This is a genomic window from Streptomyces mobaraensis NBRC 13819 = DSM 40847, assembly GCF_017916255.1.
GTDB classification, from domain to species: Bacteria; Actinomycetota; Actinomycetes; order Streptomycetales; family Streptomycetaceae; genus Streptomyces; species Streptomyces mobaraensis.
Map to the genome: position 1 here is coordinate 5,805,211 of NZ_CP072827.1, position 16,193 is coordinate 5,821,403.

A 16,193-nucleotide genomic window follows, 5' to 3' on the forward strand; every position below is an offset into this window, starting at 1 on the left:
TGGCCGACGCGGAGAATGAGCGGCTCTCCCGGTTCGACGCTGACCTCGCACACCAGCAGGGCACCGCCGGCGCCGCCTCCGCCGGGGCCGCCCTTGTGTCCGGCGCTTCCGTTTGCCTGCTGCGTTCCGCCGCCTCCCCCGCCGCCTCCGCCTCCGCCTCCTCCACCGCCGCCCGCCCCGACGGCGGTGATGGTCAACCGGTGGATTCCGTCGGGGACTTGGAATTCGTAGCGGCCGGCCCGCGTGAAGACCCGCTCGGCAGCGGCGGCGGGCGAGGGTGCCACGACCCCAGCGGTGACGAGAGCCAAGACGACGCCGACCAGCGTCCCCGCCCGGCCCGCGCCGGCCGCCGGCCGTGTACGTGCCAGGCACCCGGGCGGGAAAGGGAAGGAGGAGACGGGGAAAGGGCTGCGCATACTGAGCCTCCGTTGTGGATGCTTGACGGGTGCGTCGGACCTTGCGAGGGGATCGAGCCGCGTGTCGGGAGCACGGCGGCCGAGGGCCCGGAGGGCCGCCGGCTCAATCCTCGTTCGCGCGCTTCCGCTGTCTCAGGCCGTCTTCCGGCCCGCCGCGTGCTTGGCCGCCGGCGTCGCCGGTGTCCTCATCGCCAACGGCCTGTCTTCCGAGGGTGCGGGGCTACCAGCTGATGTAGGCGTAGCCGGGCCCGCCGTCCTTGCCGGGGTGCCCCGGGGAACCCGCGTGGCCTGCCAGGCCCGGTGAGCCCGCGCTGCCTCCGGCGGGGGTTCCCCCGCCTTTGCCGCCTCGCCCACCATCGCCGCCTCGCCCACCGTCACCGCCGGCCCCTCCGACCGCCGTGCCGGGAGGCGGGGTGATGGGGTCCGGGGCCTCGACGGCGGCTTGGTGTCCCCCGGCTCCTCCGGCTCCGCCGCCGGCGTCGCGGACGAGGTTGCCCCCCCTGCCGCCTTCGCCCCTGTCTCTGTCGGAGTTCCGGCCGGCCTCGCCATTGGCGCCGTTACCGCCCTTGTGCCCCGGGTTGATGACGGCCGGGACGGAGGCTTCCTGCGTCCCGCCGCATCGGAAACGTGATCGCACCGATGGTGCGGAGACGGCTGTCGCGACTCCGCCCGCCCCGCGCCCCCCGCCGGATTTGGCGTTCCCGGAGGAGAGGCTGCCCCCTCCGTAGTGCCCGCCTCCACCGGGCGCGGCCGCTGCCCCTCCCGGAACACCTTTGAGATCCGGGGAAAACGCGGAGGCATAAGCCACGGCCCCGCGCCGCTCATCTTTCACGACGACACCGATGGCCAGACCGCCTCGGCTGCCGGGCGTACCGGTCTCGCCGGCGTGGCCGTCATAGCCACCGGCGGCTCCGGAGCCGCCTTGACCGCCGGTGCCCTGCCTGCCTGCGGAGCCCGCAGCCCCTCCACGGCTGCCGGGCCGCACCAATACGGACAGTTTGTCTCCGGCGCGCACGGGGACGGCGGCGCAGCGCAAGTACGCACCGCTGTGACCGGAGAATCCGCCGTTGCCACCGCCCCCGCCGCCTCCACCGCCTCCTCCGCCACCGCCACCGGTTCCGAAGGACGCGCCCCCGCCGCCGCCACCCCCGCCGCCGCTCCCACCGGCGCCACCCCCGCCGCCGGCGCCGGCACTCCACAGGTGGAAGGTGACCGACGTCACCCCTTCGGGCACGGTGAAGGTATGCGACCCGAGGCCGAATCCCTGCCCCCCGGCCGCGTGCGCCTGCCCGGGGGCGCCCAGCAGCGCCGCACAGCTCGCCACGCCCACAGCGGCGGCGACAGCCCGGCTGCGCACCCGCTCGTTCAACCGCTTCACTGAATCCCCGTCCTCCCCATTACGTATGCGGTTCGGCGATCAGAGAGCACCGTCCCGCGCTTCCCACCCGCCACGCGCACCGCACAGGCGCGCCGGCTATCCGTCAGCACTGCCTCAAGGCCGCGTTCACCGTGCTTGAGACGCCCGACGTGGTGCTCTGGACCGTCGGGCCGAGCGTGTCCTTGGTACTGCCCACCGGCCCCGCCCCCGGCTGCCCGGCCGAGGACTGTTCGCCGGCGTAACCGCCGGGCGAGGCGGAGCCCATGGGGTCGTACCGGTACGGGTCGGTCACCTCGCGTTCCTGGGTGATCCTGCCTGGGGCCGGCGAGACGATCAGCGCCGGAAACGGAGCACGGTCCACGACCACGACCACGGCCATGGTCGTCGGCCGCCGGCAGGCCCACCGCACGCCCGCGCATCGAAGCCATGCACTCCTCCCTTCGGACAGACCTGTACTGCCGCCACACGGGCACCCTTGAGAGGGGTGCGCCGCAGGGACCCGGCCACGCCGAACCATCGGCACGTGCGCGGGACCGCTTCCGGAGGACCCGACCGTCCTGTGGCTCCAGACAACTACTGGCTCGGCCGCCGGCCGCACAAGGCCCCGCCGGTCCGCGAACGGCACCGGTCTGAATGGCTGTTCAAAGGGGAACGGCAATCCGAGGAGTCGCCATGCCGTAACCCGGACGCAGCGACCCAAATGGCGCCCCCGGCCCATCCCCCCGAACCGCCTACCGTGCCCTCATCACCTACATGGGTGCATTTTCCGGATGTAACCGAAAGTCAACGCCGCAAGCACCCGCGACGGCGCCTGACCCCAGCTGCGACCGCGGCGTCCAGGGCCGGCGAGAGGATCGGTTCGCCGACCGCGCACGGGCAGTCCTGCGGAGAGGGCGGGCCGTCCCAGCTCCCGCGTTCCAACGCGGCGGCAGTCCGCCTACGGCCGTCGCAGGCGGACCGGAGCGGTCAGAGGCGCTCGCGCAGCGCCGGGTGGTCGGCGACCACCGTCGCCGGAGCCGGGGGCGATCTCGAGGTCTGCCGGCGTAGACGACAGCGTGCTTGTCCGGCGCCGGGAACTCGAAGCGGGCGAAGAAGTCGTCCAGAGCACCGGGGTTGACGGCTTGGGTCCCGAGGGATCGCCAGGCAGTGGGGGATCGCCCGCCTGTTCTGGTCGGGTGGGATGCGAGCGAGGGAGCCCTGGCGGGGCCCCGACACGCACAGTGGCCCGGCATGTTGTCAAGCGATGAGGAGTGCTCGTGCTGTCCGCACGACATGGGCGTGCGGACAGCACGGCCGCGTCGGGGCGGCGTCCCCGTCACCGTAGCGTGGTTCGGGACTGTACATGGCCCCCGAAATCCGCTGCGGAGGTGAGGAATTCCCTGGTGGGGATCCCGTGGCGAGGGCCTCCCATGGACTGCGGGGGGCCATGATCCGGCCCGGGGCGGGAGCCTTGGGGGCGGAATTCGATTGCTGACCTCGCGATCAGGAACGTAGCCTGGGGTCGCTCACGGAGCTGTCTGCTCCGCTCGTATATGTCACGAGGTGATGACCTATCTCCCAGGCCTGAGAACCGCTTGCTGTGAGGCTTGACCCCCTGCTCTGTGCAGCAGCGCGCGGTCGTCTCTCAGCAGAGGTCTGCCTTTCGGCCTGGGCGTTGCCATACCCGATTTTCCTGTCGCCGCGCAGTAAGCGGGACGGGCATGCCTGGCCTGCCCCTTTCCCCTTGCTGTCCGCCAGAACAGGAACTGTGTCGTGTCCGCTGACACCAAATCCCTCCCCTCCCGCTCCGCCTCCGCCGGCGGCCGGCCAGGCGGTGGTCGCACCGTCATGCTGGTCGTCGTCTTGGTCGCGGAGCTGATGAACGCTCTCGACGGCTCCGTCGTCTACACGGCCCTGCCCGCCATTCAGCACGACACCGGTGCCTCGGGCGCCGCGGTGCAGTGGATTCACGCCGCCTACGCGCTGACCTTCGCCATTGGGCTGGTCACCGGCGGCCGGCTCGGCGATCTCCACGGCCGCAAGCGGCTCTTCCTCCTGGGGACCGGCGTCTTCACCGCGGCGTCGCTGCTCTGCGGCCTGGCCGGCACACCCGCCGTGCTGATCGCCGCCCGCTTCGTCCAGGGCGGTGCCGCGGCGGTCATGATTCCCCAGGTCCTGGCCACGCTGCACGTGACCTTCGACGAAGGCTCCCGTGCCAAGGCGTTCAGCCTCTACGGCACCGTCATGTCGCTGGGCAGCGTCGCCGGACCGGTCCTGGGCGGCGTGCTCACCAGCGCCGACGTCTCCGGCCTCGGATGGCGCCCGATCTTCCTGATCAATGTGCCCATCGGCCTGGCGGCCGTGCTCCTCGGCCTGCGGCACCTGCCCGAATCCCGCGACCTCGCCGCCCGGCGCCCGGACCTCGCGGGCATGCTCCTGGCCGGCTTGGGCCTGCTGCTGATCGCCTACCCGCTCACCGCCGGCGGGGCACACCAGTGGCCCGTCTGGAGCTTCCTCATGATGGCCGGGGGATTCCTGACCCTGATGGTCTTCGTGGTCCAGCAGCGGGCCAGGACCGCACGGGGCCGCGACCCACTCGTCGTCCTGGCGTTGTTCAAGCGCAGGGCGTTCGCCGCGGGGCTGTCCGCGCAGCTCGTCTTCGGTCTGCTGTCCGGGGTGTTCTTCCTGGCGTGGACTCTGTTCATGCAGGACGGGCTCGGGCTCTCCCCGCGGCAGGCGGCGGCAGGTTTCGTGGTGGCGTCGCTGGGTGAGATGGCCGGGGGGTGGCTGACGATGAGCCTGGCCGGCCGGCACGGCACGCCCTGCTGGCCGCGGCCACCCTGTGCGGATACGCGTGGCTGATCGCAGAGCGGAACACCAGCATGTCCCTGGTGTCGACGGTCGCGCCGATGCTGCCGGTCGGCCCCGGTCTCGGCATGATCGGGGCGGCACTGGCCGACACGACGCTGCGTCAGGTGGACCACGACCACGCCGGCTCCGCGTCCGGGCTGTTCAACACCTCGACCCAGCTCGGCATCGCCCTGGGCACGGCATTGACCTCCGTGGTGTTCTTCGCCCACTCCCCGGCCGGCAGCCATGGCACCACCGTCACTGCCGCGTTCACCGGAACCCTCTGGTACGTCATCGCAGCCCTGCTGGCGATGTGGGCCCTCACGCTCCTGCTGCCCAAGCGCCACGCCACGGATTAGAACCGGCCCTCCGGGGTCCGGACGGCAACGACCGGGCCCCGGGTGCCTCAGGGCGGCCGCCCGGACGTCTGGGTCCGCGCCAACCGGTCCGGACCGCTGCTCTCGCCTGCCGACACATCTGTCAACGAGGAACAACCGATCCCCATGATTCGCGTGTTGATCACCGATGGCCTGCGCCTCACGCGCGAAGCGCTGTCCGTCGTGGTCGCGTCCGAACCCGGCATGCAAGTGGTCGCGCAGGTGCCACGAGGCGACGAGATCGCGCCGCAGGCCCTGCGCACCCGCCCGACCGTGGCGCTGCTCGACGCCCAGCTCCCCGGCCTGGACGGGATCCCGGCCGCGGAACGGCTCAAAGCCGCTCTGCCCCCCTGCCGCGTCGTCATCCTGACCACCCTGGAACGCCCCGGCACCTTGCGAACCGCCCTGGAACTGGGAGTCGAAGGATTCCTGAGCAAAGCCGTATCGGTCAAAGAACTGACCGACTCCGTCCGCAAGGTCGCCCGGGGTGAACGTGTGCTGGACCCACGGCTCGTCACCGACGCCCTGCACACCCCCGACAACCCGCTCAGCGAACGCGACAGGGAACTTCTCCGCCTGGCCGCACATGGCCACACACCCCCGGAGATTGCCGAGATCCTGCATCTCTCACCCGGGACGGTCCGCAACAATCTGGCCGCCGTCAACCGCAAGGTCGGGGCGCGCAACCGTATCGAGGCGATACGCACCGCCACCGCCCTCGGCTGGATCTGACCGGACCGGCCTTCGCCACCGCGCCCTCGGGTGCAATATGCACAGACGACGCCGGACAGCGATGGTGTGAACACCGTCGCTGTCCTCATAGACGGACTGATACTCCAGCAGGATCCCGGGTCCCGGCCGCATCCCTGGAAGGCGCCGAGTGCGAAGCTGCGGGCCCCGCGTTCGCGCGGCGTAGGGGCTCCACGTCGGTCAGACCTACGTGCCGAGAACGACGCCTCGGTCGTCGCCGCGCGCCCCCCTGCTCCCGCGTTCGAACGCACGGGCAGGCCCTCTACGGATGCCGCAGGCGTCCGACCGGGCAGTAGCGCTCGCCGCCTTCAACTGCAAGAGTCAGCCCAGGGGCGATCTCCGTGAAGCCGGCGTCGCGGACGAGTGGCAGGTCGCTGGAGGTCAGTTCCGTCCAGCGGGTGGGGGTGGCAGTGCGGACGGAGAGGGGGAAACCGTCCTCGCGCCACGCCTTGCGGGCCGTGTCGTCCAGGCGCCACCAGGCGAGCTGGGCGCCGTGTCCGGCCTGGGCCATGGTCTTGCCCGCGGACATCTCCAGGCCGGGGTTCAGCCAGAGCACCGGCCCGTCCGGGTCGGCGGGGCCGGGCGGGGCCGGGTCGTCCAGGTCGGTGCCCGACACCTGGAGCTTCACCAGCTCCGGCGGCCAGCCGTCGAGCGGGACCGGCGGGAAGACCCGTACCTCCGCCGTCCCGCCCGTCACCGTGATGCCGGGCAGGGCCGAGGCCCGGCGCCACTCCGCGCCCCGGGCCCGGCGGACGACCTTGCGGATGCGGGCGTCCTGCCAGTCCCGTACGGCTTCGGCCCACTCGCCGTCACCGGTGGAGCGCTCGTCCGACAGCAGGACGAGCACCGCGCGGGCCGCCGTCTCCAGGGCGTCGGTACGGGCCGGCGGGGCGGCCTTCTCGATCCGCACCACCAGCGGCAGGACGAACTGCGGCGCGGTGTCGCGGGGGTCGCTGGAATCGGCCGGGATGCCGGCTTCGGAGCTGGTCACGGACCCAGTCTGCCAGCCGCCCGGCCGGAGCCCCGGGCCGCTATGGTGATCCGGGGAATCGGGGAGGGGTGGGGATCCTGTGGAACTCCGGGACGTCGGCCGCCGGTACGGCGTGCGCGGCCGGTGGGTGCTCAAGGACGTCGCACTGCGGGTGCCGCGCGGCACGCTGCTGAGGATCGAGGGCGGCAACGGCAGCGGCAAGTCGACGCTGCTGCGGCTGCTGGCCGGCATCGACGCCCCCAGCGCCGGACGGATCACCGGCCGGCCCCGCACCGCGTACGTCCCCGAGCGCTTCCCCGCGGCGCTGCCGCTCACCGCCCTCGGCTACCTCACCCGCCTCGGCCGCGTCCACGGCCTCGGCCGGCGGGCGGCCGACCGCGCCGCCCGGGACTGGCTCGAACGCTTCGACGCCGGGCGGTACGCCCGCACGCCGCTGCGGGAGCTGTCCAAGGGCACGGCCCAGAAGGTCGCCGTCGCGCAGGGCCTGGTCGGCGCGCCCGAGCTGCTCGTCCTCGACGAGGCGTGGACCGGTCTGGACGGCGCGTCCCGGCGCGTCCTCGACCGGGCCGTGCTCGAGCGCGTCGCCGGCGGGGGTGCCGTCGTGTTCGTGGACCACGATCCGCGCCGGCTGGCGGGGGAGTGCGGCGCGGTCCACCGGGTGGAGGGCGGACGGCTCGTGGACGGGTCCGCGGGCCCTCGGGCCCGTACCGAACGGGTCCGCGTCGAGGCGGAGGGCACCGGTCCGCTGCCGGAGCGGCTGCCCGGCGACCCGGCCCGGGAACGGCTCACCGGCGCCGTCCGGCTCACCGTCGCCACCGCCGACTCCGACGCGCTGCTCCACGCCCTGCTCACCACCGCACCGCCCTGGCACATCCGCTCGGTGACCGCCGTGCCCGCCCCGGAGGAACCGCACCGATGACCGCCCTGCTGCGCTACCAGGCCGCGCTGCTCCTCCGCTCCCACCGCTGGCTGCCGCCGGTGCTGCTCTACGCCGCCCTCTTCGCGGTCGGGGTACGGCCCGGGGAGCCGGTCCTCGACTCCTTCGGCCTCGCCGCGGGCCTCCTGCTGCCGGTGGCCGCCTGGCTGGTACGCGTCTGCGTCACCAACGAGCCGGACGCCGCCAGGGACTGCGCCGCCGCGGCGGCGCGGCCGTGGCGCGTCCACCTGGCCGGGCTGCTGACCGGCCTGGGGGCCTCGCTCGTCCTGGCCGCCGCCGGGACCGCCGTCGTGGCGCTGATATCGGATCCGCACAGCTCCCGCGGGCGGGTGGCCGTCCCGCAGGCACCGGCCGTCGGCGCGGGGCTCACGGCCGCCGTGAGCTGCGCCCTGCTCGGCACGGCCGTCGGCGCCCTCTGCAACCGGCCGCTGCTGCGCAGCGCGGCCCGGTCCGTACCGGCCACCGTGCTCGCCGTGTTCCTGGTGCTGCTCCCCGGTGGCTCGCCCGCCAACGCCGCCGTCACCGAGCTGGTCAGCGCCTCGCGCAGCGGCGCGGTGAGCTGGCCGCTGCTGCCGCTGGCCGTCGCGGCGGTGTTCGCGGCGGGGGCGGCGGCGGTGGCCTGCGCGCTGAGCTCGCGGCGGTGACCCGGCCGTTGTGCGGGGCTCCGGGTCAGCCGCCGGCGATCAGGTCGGACACCCGGACGAACTCGTAGCCGCGCTCCCGGAGCCGCGGGACGATCGTCCGGACGGCCGCCTCCGTGGCCGGGGCCGCGCTGCGGGTGCAGTGCATCACCACGACCGAACCCGGCCGCGCCTTCGCCAGCACCTCGTCCGCCACCGGCCCGGGCCGCTTGGCGAACGCGTCGCCGCTTATCACGTCCCACTGCACGGCCGTCACCTTCGCCGGGCCCAACTCCCTGAGCACGGACGGGTTGTGACACCCGCCCGGGAAGCGGAAGTACGGCACCGTCCGCTCGACCCCCGCGCGCCGGAACGCGGCGAACGCCTTCTCCACGTCCGCCCGCGCCCCGCCCTTCACCGGCGGGAGGCCGTAGCACGGTGTGGCGAACGCGTGGTGGCTGTACGAGTGGTTGGCGACCTCGAAGAGCGGATCGGCGCCGATCGACCGGGCCTGGTCCGGGTACTGCTCGGCCCATCTGCCGGTCATGAAGAGCGTGGCGGGCACTTTGAGGCGGCGGAGGGTGGCGATGAGGGCGGGGTTGTCGAAGTGTTCGCCGCGGGCGGCGCGGGGGCCTTGGTCGGACGTCATGTCGGCGTCGAAGGTGAGGGCTATGTGTTTGCCGTGGTCGCGGCGGCCGTGTGAGAAGAGGGGGGCTGCGCCGGCTTTGCCTGGGGGGAGCGTCGGGGCGGATGTGGGTGAGGGTTTTGCCGGTGCGGCTGCGGCGGCCGGCTTGTTGCCGGGGGTGGCGGCCTGCGTCGTGCCTTCACCGCCGCCGCAGGCGGTTGCGCAGCAGAGGAGGGCCAGGGCGGGGGCGAGGGCGCGGGATATGCGGGGCACGGTGGGACGTTACCCCGGTGGGGTGTGCCCCGGTCCCGCCCTTTCACCGTTTCTTGCGGGGGCAAGCCCCCGCACCCCCTGAAACCGCGCTCCGCGCGGTTGTCCTCAAGCGCCGGACGGGCTGATTCAGCCCGTCCGGCGCTTGAGGACGAGCGGCGAAGCCGCGAAAGGGGGGTCTGGGGGCGCAGCCCCCAGGAAACGGTGAAAGGGCGGGACCGGGGCACCCCACCCCCTCAGCCGTCCGCCAAGGACTTCGCGTCGCGCGCCAGCGCCGTGAGGCGGGAGATGGCGCGGAAGTACTTCTTCCGGTAGCCCCCGGCCAGCATCTCCTCGCTGAAGAGCCGGTCGAACGGCCGCCCGGACGCGAGCACCGGTACCTCCCGGTCGTACAGCCGGTCGGCGAGCACGACGAGTCGCAGGGCCGTCGACTGGTCCGGCACCGGTTCGACGCCGGTGAGGCAGACCGCGCGGACGCCGTCGCAGAGGGCGCCGTAGCGGCTCGGGTGGACCTGGGAGAGGTGCCGGAGGAGGGCGGGGAAGTCGTCCAGCGAGGCGCCGTCCACCGAGTAGGCCACCCGCTTGACGGTCTCGTCGTCGAAGGGGGCCGGTGCCTCGGGGAGGCCCCGGTGGCGGTAGTCCTCGCCGTCGATGCGCAGGGCGCGGAAGTGGGCCGAGAGGCCCTGGATCTCGCGGAGGAAGTCGGCGGCGGCGAACCGGCCCTCGCCGAGCTTGCCGGGCAGCGTGTTGGAGGTCGCGGCGAGCGCGACGCCCTGTTCGACGAGCTTGCCGAGCAGGGTGGAGACGAGGACGGTGTCGCCCGGGTCGTCCAGTTCGAACTCGTCGATGCAGAGCAGCTCGTGGCCGCCGAGCGTGCGGACGGTCTGCTGGAAGCCGAGGGCACCGACCAGGTTCGTCAGCTCGACGAAGGTGCCGAACGCCTTCCGTTCCGGGGCGGCCGGTGCCGCGTGCCAGAGGGAGGCCAGCAGGTGCGTCTTGCCGACGCCGTAGCCGCCGTCGAGGTAGACGCCGCGCGGTCCGGCCGGGGCGGGCTTGGCCTCCCGCCGGAACCAGCGCTTCCGGCCGCTGCCGGCGGCCGGGGAGCCGAGCCCGGCCGCGAAGCCGGACAGCACCCGGACGGCCTCGGTCTGGCTGGGCTGGTTCGGGTCCGGTATGTAGGTGTCGAACCGCACCGCGTCGAAGCGCGGCGGCGGCACCATCTCGGCGACCAGGCGCTCGGCCGGGACGTGCGGGGTGCGCGAGGTGAGCGCGACGGGCTGCTCGCCCGTCGGGCGGGGTTCTGGGGATGCTGCGGTGGAGGACGACACAACTCTCCAGGGTAGTTCGCCGCCGCGTGCGGGGTGGCCGGGGGCGGAGCGAGGCATGTCACACCGGGGGCGGCGAGGCGTGTCACACTGCGGCCCATGCGACGCCTGTTCCCCTCGCCCACCGCCCCCGCCGACCTCCAGGACCGCGAATGGGGGCTCGACGAACTGGCCGACCTCTACGCCTACCCCGGGGCCGTCGCGGACGGGCGTCCCTGGCTGCGCGCCAACATGGTCTCGTCCCTCGACGGCGCCGCCCACCACGAGGGCCGCTCACAGCCGCTGTCCTCCGCCGCCGACATGCGGATCTTCGGTACGCTGCGCGCGCTCGCCGACGCCGTCGTGGTCGGCGCCGAGACCGTACGGCAGGAGGGCTACCGCCCGGCGCGCGTCCGCGAGGCGTTCGCCGCCCGGCGCGCCGCGCTCGGCCAGTCCCCGGCGCCGGTGATCGCGGTGGTGAGCGCCGGGCTCGACCTGGACTTCGCGCTGCCGCTGTTCGCCGAGCCGCTGGTGCCGACCCTGGTGCTGACCGGCGAGGCGGCCCCCGCCGAGCGGCGGGACGCGGCCGCCGCGGCGGGCGTGGAGGTCGTCGTGGCCGGCGAGGGGAGGACGGTGGACGTGGCGCGCGTACCGGAGCTGCTGGCCGCCCGCGGGATGACACGGCTGCTGACGGAGGGCGGGCCGCGGCTGCTCGGGCAGTTCACGGCGGCCGGGGTGCTGGACGAGCTGTGCCTCTCGCTCGCCCCGATGGTCGCGGCCGGGGTCGCGCCGCGGATCGCCGGCGGGCCCCCGCTGGAGGTGCCGCGGCGGTTCGCGCTGGCGTCGGTGCTGGAGCAGGACGGGTTCCTGTTCACCCGGTACCGGAGGGGGACGGGTGGGCCGGCGGCGGGTGCCGCGGCGGCCGGGGCCGGAGGAATCGGCATCTGACAATCGGCGGAATCCCCTGTTCCGCTTATCGTCCGACGGGCAGAATTGTGTCGGACGCTCCCCCGGGGGCACGGGTTCGAAACAGCGGGCTCCGAGGGAGCACGCGCAGGATGGTTTCTGTGTGGGCCCGGGGCCCACGGAGGAGAAGGGCGCCGACCGTGTTCACGAGCGTATTGATGATCGAGCAGCCGCTGTCCGCGACGGACGTCGACTTCGTCACCGGCCTGCACGACGAGGAGATGTCCTTCGTCGTCCTGATGCAGCCCAGAGGCGCCGAGGACCGGCTGCTGCGCGCCATCGACGACGTCGCCCTGGGCGAGCTGGAACAGGCCGTCCACGAGGCGGACGAGCCCGAGGGCGAGGCCGCGCTGCGGCCCGCCGCCCTCGCGCTGGAGCACTCCCTGCGCCTCCTGCGGGGGGCCGGCAGCGAGGCGGTCGGCCAGATCATCGACGATCATCCGCTGGACCTGCTCCGTTCCGTCGTCGAGCAGACCCACGCCGACGAGGTGATCGTGCTGACCGCACCCCACCTCGTCGAGGAGTTCTTCCACCGCGACTGGGCCTCGCGCGCCCGCCACAAGGTCGGCGTGCCGGTCCTCAAGCTGTACGCGCACGCCGACGCGGACGAGGAGCGGTCCGCGGCCGACGTGGAGTAGACCCTGGACGTCAAACGGGGCCGCCCGCCCGCGGCCATCCGGACAGGTGAGTTTGCCGCCGGACGGGCTGACCCCTCAGCCCGTGGGGGGGTGCCCGCTCCGGGGGACGGGGGCACCCCACCCGGCCGGAGGCCGCCCCGCCCGCACCGGGTGCGAGAATCGGCGCAGTCAGAAGTCCCCGGACCCCCGGGGACGGAGCAGCAGCCGAGAACGACCCAGGGAGCACCGCACATGGCACCGGCCGTCCCCACGACGATGGACCGCCCGCACTTCATCGGCATCGGCGGCGCCGGCATGTCGGGCATCGCGAAGATCCTCGCCCAGCGCGGCGCCCGGGTGGCGGGCAGCGACGCGAAGGAGTCCGCGACCGCGGCGGCGCTGCGCGCCCTCGGCGTCACGGTCCACATCGGGCACGCGGCCGGGCACCTCGCCGAGGACGCCAGCTGCGTGGTCGTCTCCAGCGCCATCCGGCAGGACAACCCCGAGCTGGCCGCCGCCGCCGAGCGCGGCATCCCGGTGGTGCACCGCTCGGACGCGCTGGCGCGGCTGATGGACGGGCTGCGCCCGATCGCCGTCGCGGGCACCCACGGCAAGACGACCACCACCTCGATGCTGGCGGTGGCGCTGGACGCGCTCGCGCTCGACCCGTCGTACGCCATCGGCGGCGACCTCCACGGCCCCGGCACCAACGCCCGGCACGGCGCCGGCGAGATCTTCGTGGCGGAGGCGGACGAGAGCGACCGCAGCTTCCACAAGTACGCGCCCGAGGTCGCGATCATCCTCAACGCCGAGCTGGACCACCACGCGAACTACGCCTCGATGGAGGAGATCCACGAGTCGTTCGAGATCTTCGTGGGCCGGATCCGCCCGGGCGGCACGCTCGTCGTCTCCGCCGACCAGGAGGGCGCCCGGGAGCTGACCCGCCGCCTCGCCGGGCGCACCGGCGACGTCCGGGTCGTCACCTACGGCGAGTCCGAGGACGCCGACGTGCGGATCCTCGACGTCACCCCGCGCGGCCTGACCAGCGAGGTCACCGTGCTCCTCGACGGCCGCGAGCTGTCCTTCGGCGTCTCCGTGCCCGGCCGGCACTACGCGAACAACGCGGTCGCCGCCCTCGCCGCCGGTGTCGCCCTCGGCGTCCCCGCCGACGACCTGGCCGCCGCCCTCGGCAAGTACACCGGTGTGGGCCGCCGCCTCCAGCTCAAGGGCGAGGCCGCCGGCGCGCAGGTCATCGACTCGTACGCGCACCACCCCACCGAGATGACCGCCGACCTGGAGGCCATGCGCGGCGCCGCGGCCGGCTCCCGCGTCCTGGTGGTGTTCCAGCCCCACCTGTTCAGCCGCACCCAGGAGCTCGGCACGGAGATGGGCCGGGCGCTCGCCCTGGCCGACGCCTCCGTCGTCCTCGACATCTACCCGGCCCGCGAGGATCCGATCCCCGGCGTCACCAGCGCCATGATCATCGACGCGGCCCGTGAGGCCGGTGCCGACGTGCGTGCCGAGCACGACATGGCCGCCGTTCCGGACGTCCTCGCGGGAATGGTCCGCCCCGGCGATCTCGTTCTCACCATGGGCGCGGGGGACGTCACGGACCTCGGTCCGCGGATCCTGGCCCGCCTGGAGAGCTGACCCCCGAGAGGACGTACGGCCGATGCCCTACGAGGTCGAGAAGACGGACGAGCAGTGGCGCGCGGAACTGACGCCGGCGGAGTACCAGGTGCTCCGCCGCGCCGGGACGGAACCGGCGTTCCGCGGCGAGTACACGGACACCACCACGGCCGGCGTCTACTCCTGCCGCGCCTGCGGAGCCGAACTCTTCCGCTCCACCGAGAAGTTCGCGAGCCACTGCGGCTGGCCGAGCTTCTACGACCCCAAGGACTCCGACGCCGTCGAGCTCCTGGAGGACCGCTCGCACGGCATGGTCCGCACCGAGGTCCGCTGCGCCCGCTGCGGCTCCCACCTGGGCCACGTCTTCGAGGGCGAGGGCTACCCGACGCCGACGGACCAGCGCTACTGCATCAACAGCATCGCGCTGCGCCTGGAGCCCGCGGAGGGCTGAGCCCGGCCGGGAGGCCGGGACGGGAAGCGGGCCGGCCGGATCCGGCCGTCGGCGACGGGGGGCGCCGACGGCCGGACGGCCGGCGGACCGACGGAGGGGTGGCGGCCGGGACCGGTCGGCCGGGCGGGTGAGGGATGGCCGGCCGGCCCCGACCGCGACCAGGGACGGAATCCCCCCGGTCGGTCGTCCACCACCTTGCCCTGCCCGCCCGCCGGCGCACGGGGGCCGAACGGGCCGTTCGGGGACCGTTCGGCCCCGGTCCGCTACTCGCTCACCCGCAGGACCGCCGCCGACTCCGCCGGCAGGTGGAGCAGGCCGTTCCGCTCCGGGGGCGGGAGGGGGCGCCAGGCGGCGAGGACGCGGGCGGACGCGGGGACGGGGAGCTCGGCCGGGGTGCGGCCGAGGTTGGCGGCCACGAGGAGGGGGCCGCGGCGGAAGGTGACGCATCGGTCGGGGCCGACCGCCGGGTCCGTGTCGGTCCAGCCGGGGGCGGTCAGGGCCGGTTCCGTGTGCCGGAGGGCGATCAGCCGGCGGTGCCAGGCCAGGAGTTCGGCGTGCGGGGCGCGGCCCGGCTCGTCCCAGTCGAGGCAGGAGCGCAGCCGGGTGGCCGGGTCCTGCGGGTCGGGGATCTCCTCCGCGGGCCAGCCGTGGGCGGCGAACTCGCGGCGCCTGCCGCGGCGTACGGCCTCGGCCAGCTCCGGGTCGGTGTGGTCGGTGAAGTACTGCCACGGCGTCCGGGCGCCCCACTCCTCGCCCATGAAGAGCATCGGCGTGAACGGCGCGCACAGCACCAGCGCGGCGGCGCAGGCGAGCAGGCCGGGGGAGAGGCGGGCGGCGAGGCGGTCGCCGAGCGCACGGTTGCCGATCTGGTCGTGCGTCTGCGCGTAGCCGAGCAGCCGGTGGGCGGGGACGGCCGCCGGGTCCAGGGGGCGGCCGTGCGGGCGGCCGCGGAACGACGAGTGGGTGCCGTCGTGGAAGAAGCCGCCGCGCAGCGTCTTGGTGAGGGCGTATTCGGGGTCCGCCGCGAAGTCGGCGTAGTAGCCCTGGGATTCACCGGTCAGTGCGGTGTGCAGGGCGTGGTGGAAGTCGTCGTTCCACTGGGCGTGCAGGCCCAGGCCGCCGGACGGGCGCGGGGTGATCGTGGCGGGGTCGTTGCGGTCGGACTCGGCGATGAGGAAGAGGGGGCGGCCCAGGCGTTCGGCGAGGCCGTCGACGGCCTCGGACAGGTCCGCGAGGAAGTGGCGGGGGCTGTCGTCCGCGAGGGCGTGGACGGCGTCCAGGCGCAGGCCGTCGAGACGGTAGTCCGTCAGCCAGGCGAGGGCGCTGCCGATGAGGTACGTCCGGACTTCGGCGGAGCCGGGGCCGTCCAGGTTCACCGCCGCGCCCCACGGGGTCTGGTGGCGGTCCGTGAAGTACGGGCCGTAGGCGGGGAGGTGGTTGCCGGACGGGCCCAGGTGGTTGTGCACCACGTCCAGGACGACGCCGAGACCGTGCCCGTGCGCCGCGTCGACGAACCGGCGCAGGCCGTCCGGGCCGCCGTACGGCTCGTGGACGGCCCAGGGCGCCACCCCGTCGTACCCCCAGCCGTGTCGGCCGGGGAACGGGCAGACGGGCATCAGCTCGATGTGGGTGATGCCGAGCGCGGCGAGGTGGGGGAGGCGTCGGGCCGCCGCGTCGAAGGTGCCTTCGCGGGTGAACGTGCCGGTGTGCAGCTCGTAGAGGACCGCGCCGGGGAGGTCGCGGCCCGGCCAGTCGTGCCGCCACTCCCAGCGCGCCGGGTCGATGACGGCCGCCGGGCCGTCGGGGCCTTCGGGGAGGCGGCGGGCCCGGGGGTCGGGGCGGAGGGGGCCGTCGTCCAGGGCGAAGCGGTAGCGGGTGCCTTCGGTGCCCGGTGCTTCGCGCTGCCACCAGCCTTCGTGGGCGTGCGTGCGGTGCATGGGGTGGGTGCCGTCGTCCGTGTGGAGCGTGACGCGTCGCGTGTGCGGGGCCCATACCTCGTACAGCACCGGCGGCTCCTCGGGTCGGAGTGGGGT

The 16,193-nt window shown here is 74.1% G+C and carries 14 protein-coding genes; 9 read left to right on the forward strand and 5 right to left on the reverse strand.

Features of this window, described 5'->3' with window-relative positions; translation table 11 throughout:
* Positions 1 to 1,897: 1,897 nt before the first annotated feature.
* Complete coding sequence (locus J7W19_RS25095; RefSeq protein ID WP_040891371.1) at positions 1,898 to 2,203, reverse strand: hypothetical protein; 306 nt, start codon at positions 2,201 to 2,203, stop codon at positions 1,898 to 1,900.
* Positions 2,204 to 3,546: 1,343 nt separating this feature from the next.
* Here J7W19_RS25095 and J7W19_RS25100 point away from each other — a divergent pair.
* The 3 genes from J7W19_RS25100 to J7W19_RS25110 all read left to right on the forward strand — a co-directional run bounded on the left by J7W19_RS25100 (position 3,547) and on the right by J7W19_RS25110 (position 5,732).
* Positions 3,547 to 4,635: an MFS transporter gene (locus J7W19_RS25100; protein WP_158688809.1), complete on the forward strand. Its 1,089-nt coding sequence runs from the start codon at positions 3,547 to 3,549 to the stop codon at positions 4,633 to 4,635.
* Between the two features lie 20 nt (positions 4,636 to 4,655).
* Positions 4,656 to 4,982, forward strand: a complete 327-nt coding sequence (locus J7W19_RS25105) for an MFS transporter (RefSeq protein WP_086025267.1) — start codon at positions 4,656 to 4,658, stop codon at positions 4,980 to 4,982.
* Positions 4,983 to 5,126: 144 nt separating this feature from the next.
* Positions 5,127 to 5,732 carry a response regulator transcription factor gene (locus J7W19_RS25110; protein ID WP_040891369.1) on the forward strand — a complete coding sequence of 202 codons (606 nt, stop codon included), beginning with the start codon at positions 5,127 to 5,129 and terminating at the stop codon, positions 5,730 to 5,732.
* A 280-nt stretch (positions 5,733 to 6,012) separates the two neighbouring features.
* Here the strand turns inward: J7W19_RS25110 and J7W19_RS25115 are convergent, their stop codons facing one another.
* On the reverse strand, positions 6,013 to 6,741 hold the full coding sequence (locus J7W19_RS25115) for an aminoacyl-tRNA hydrolase (RefSeq protein ID WP_004950037.1): 729 nt from the start codon (positions 6,739 to 6,741) through the stop codon (positions 6,013 to 6,015).
* A gap of 79 nt (positions 6,742 to 6,820) precedes the next feature.
* Between J7W19_RS25115 and J7W19_RS25120 the strand changes: the two genes are divergently transcribed.
* Positions 6,821 to 7,660, forward strand: a complete 840-nt coding sequence (locus J7W19_RS25120; RefSeq protein WP_210455379.1) for an ABC transporter ATP-binding protein — start codon at positions 6,821 to 6,823, stop codon at positions 7,658 to 7,660.
* On the forward strand, positions 7,657 to 8,322 hold the full coding sequence (locus tag J7W19_RS25125) for a hypothetical protein (protein ID WP_004956394.1): 666 nt from the start codon (positions 7,657 to 7,659) through the stop codon (positions 8,320 to 8,322). The genes J7W19_RS25120 and J7W19_RS25125 overlap by 4 nt, the downstream gene beginning before the upstream one ends.
* Positions 8,323 to 8,347: 25 nt before the next feature.
* Here J7W19_RS25125 and J7W19_RS25130 read toward each other — a convergent pair whose 3' ends face one another.
* Together J7W19_RS25130 and zapE are read right to left on the reverse strand one after the other, a co-directional pair.
* Positions 8,348 to 9,196 (reverse strand): polysaccharide deacetylase family protein, encoded by an 849-nt coding sequence (locus tag J7W19_RS25130; RefSeq protein ID WP_040892914.1) that lies wholly within the window; start codon positions 9,194 to 9,196, stop codon positions 8,348 to 8,350.
* A gap of 233 nt (positions 9,197 to 9,429) precedes the next feature.
* Positions 9,430 to 10,521, reverse strand: a complete 1,092-nt coding sequence (gene zapE, locus J7W19_RS25135) for a cell division protein ZapE (protein ID WP_004956027.1) — start codon at positions 10,519 to 10,521, stop codon at positions 9,430 to 9,432.
* A gap of 96 nt (positions 10,522 to 10,617) precedes the next feature.
* Here zapE and J7W19_RS25140 point away from each other — a divergent pair, with 96 nt between their 5' ends.
* From J7W19_RS25140 to msrB, 4 genes are all read left to right on the forward strand, one after another.
* On the forward strand, positions 10,618 to 11,445 hold the full coding sequence (locus J7W19_RS25140; protein ID WP_004956024.1) for a pyrimidine reductase family protein: 828 nt from the start codon (positions 10,618 to 10,620) through the stop codon (positions 11,443 to 11,445).
* Between the two features lie 158 nt (positions 11,446 to 11,603).
* Positions 11,604 to 12,101 (forward strand): hypothetical protein, encoded by a 498-nt coding sequence (locus tag J7W19_RS25145; protein ID WP_040892836.1) that lies wholly within the window; start codon positions 11,604 to 11,606, stop codon positions 12,099 to 12,101.
* A gap of 231 nt (positions 12,102 to 12,332) precedes the next feature.
* Positions 12,333 to 13,730, forward strand: a complete 1,398-nt coding sequence (gene murC, locus J7W19_RS25150) for a UDP-N-acetylmuramate--L-alanine ligase (RefSeq protein WP_004956019.1) — start codon at positions 12,333 to 12,335, stop codon at positions 13,728 to 13,730.
* Between the two features lie 22 nt (positions 13,731 to 13,752).
* Positions 13,753 to 14,160: a peptide-methionine (R)-S-oxide reductase MsrB gene (msrB, locus tag J7W19_RS25155; protein ID WP_004956016.1), complete on the forward strand. Its 408-nt coding sequence runs from the start codon at positions 13,753 to 13,755 to the stop codon at positions 14,158 to 14,160.
* Between the two features lie 263 nt (positions 14,161 to 14,423).
* On the opposite strand, the gene treZ is transcribed toward msrB, so the two are convergent.
* Complete coding sequence (gene treZ / locus J7W19_RS25160; RefSeq protein WP_004949354.1) at positions 14,424 to 16,166, reverse strand: malto-oligosyltrehalose trehalohydrolase; 1,743 nt, start codon at positions 16,164 to 16,166, stop codon at positions 14,424 to 14,426.
* Between the last annotated feature and the right edge of the window lie 27 nt (positions 16,167 to 16,193).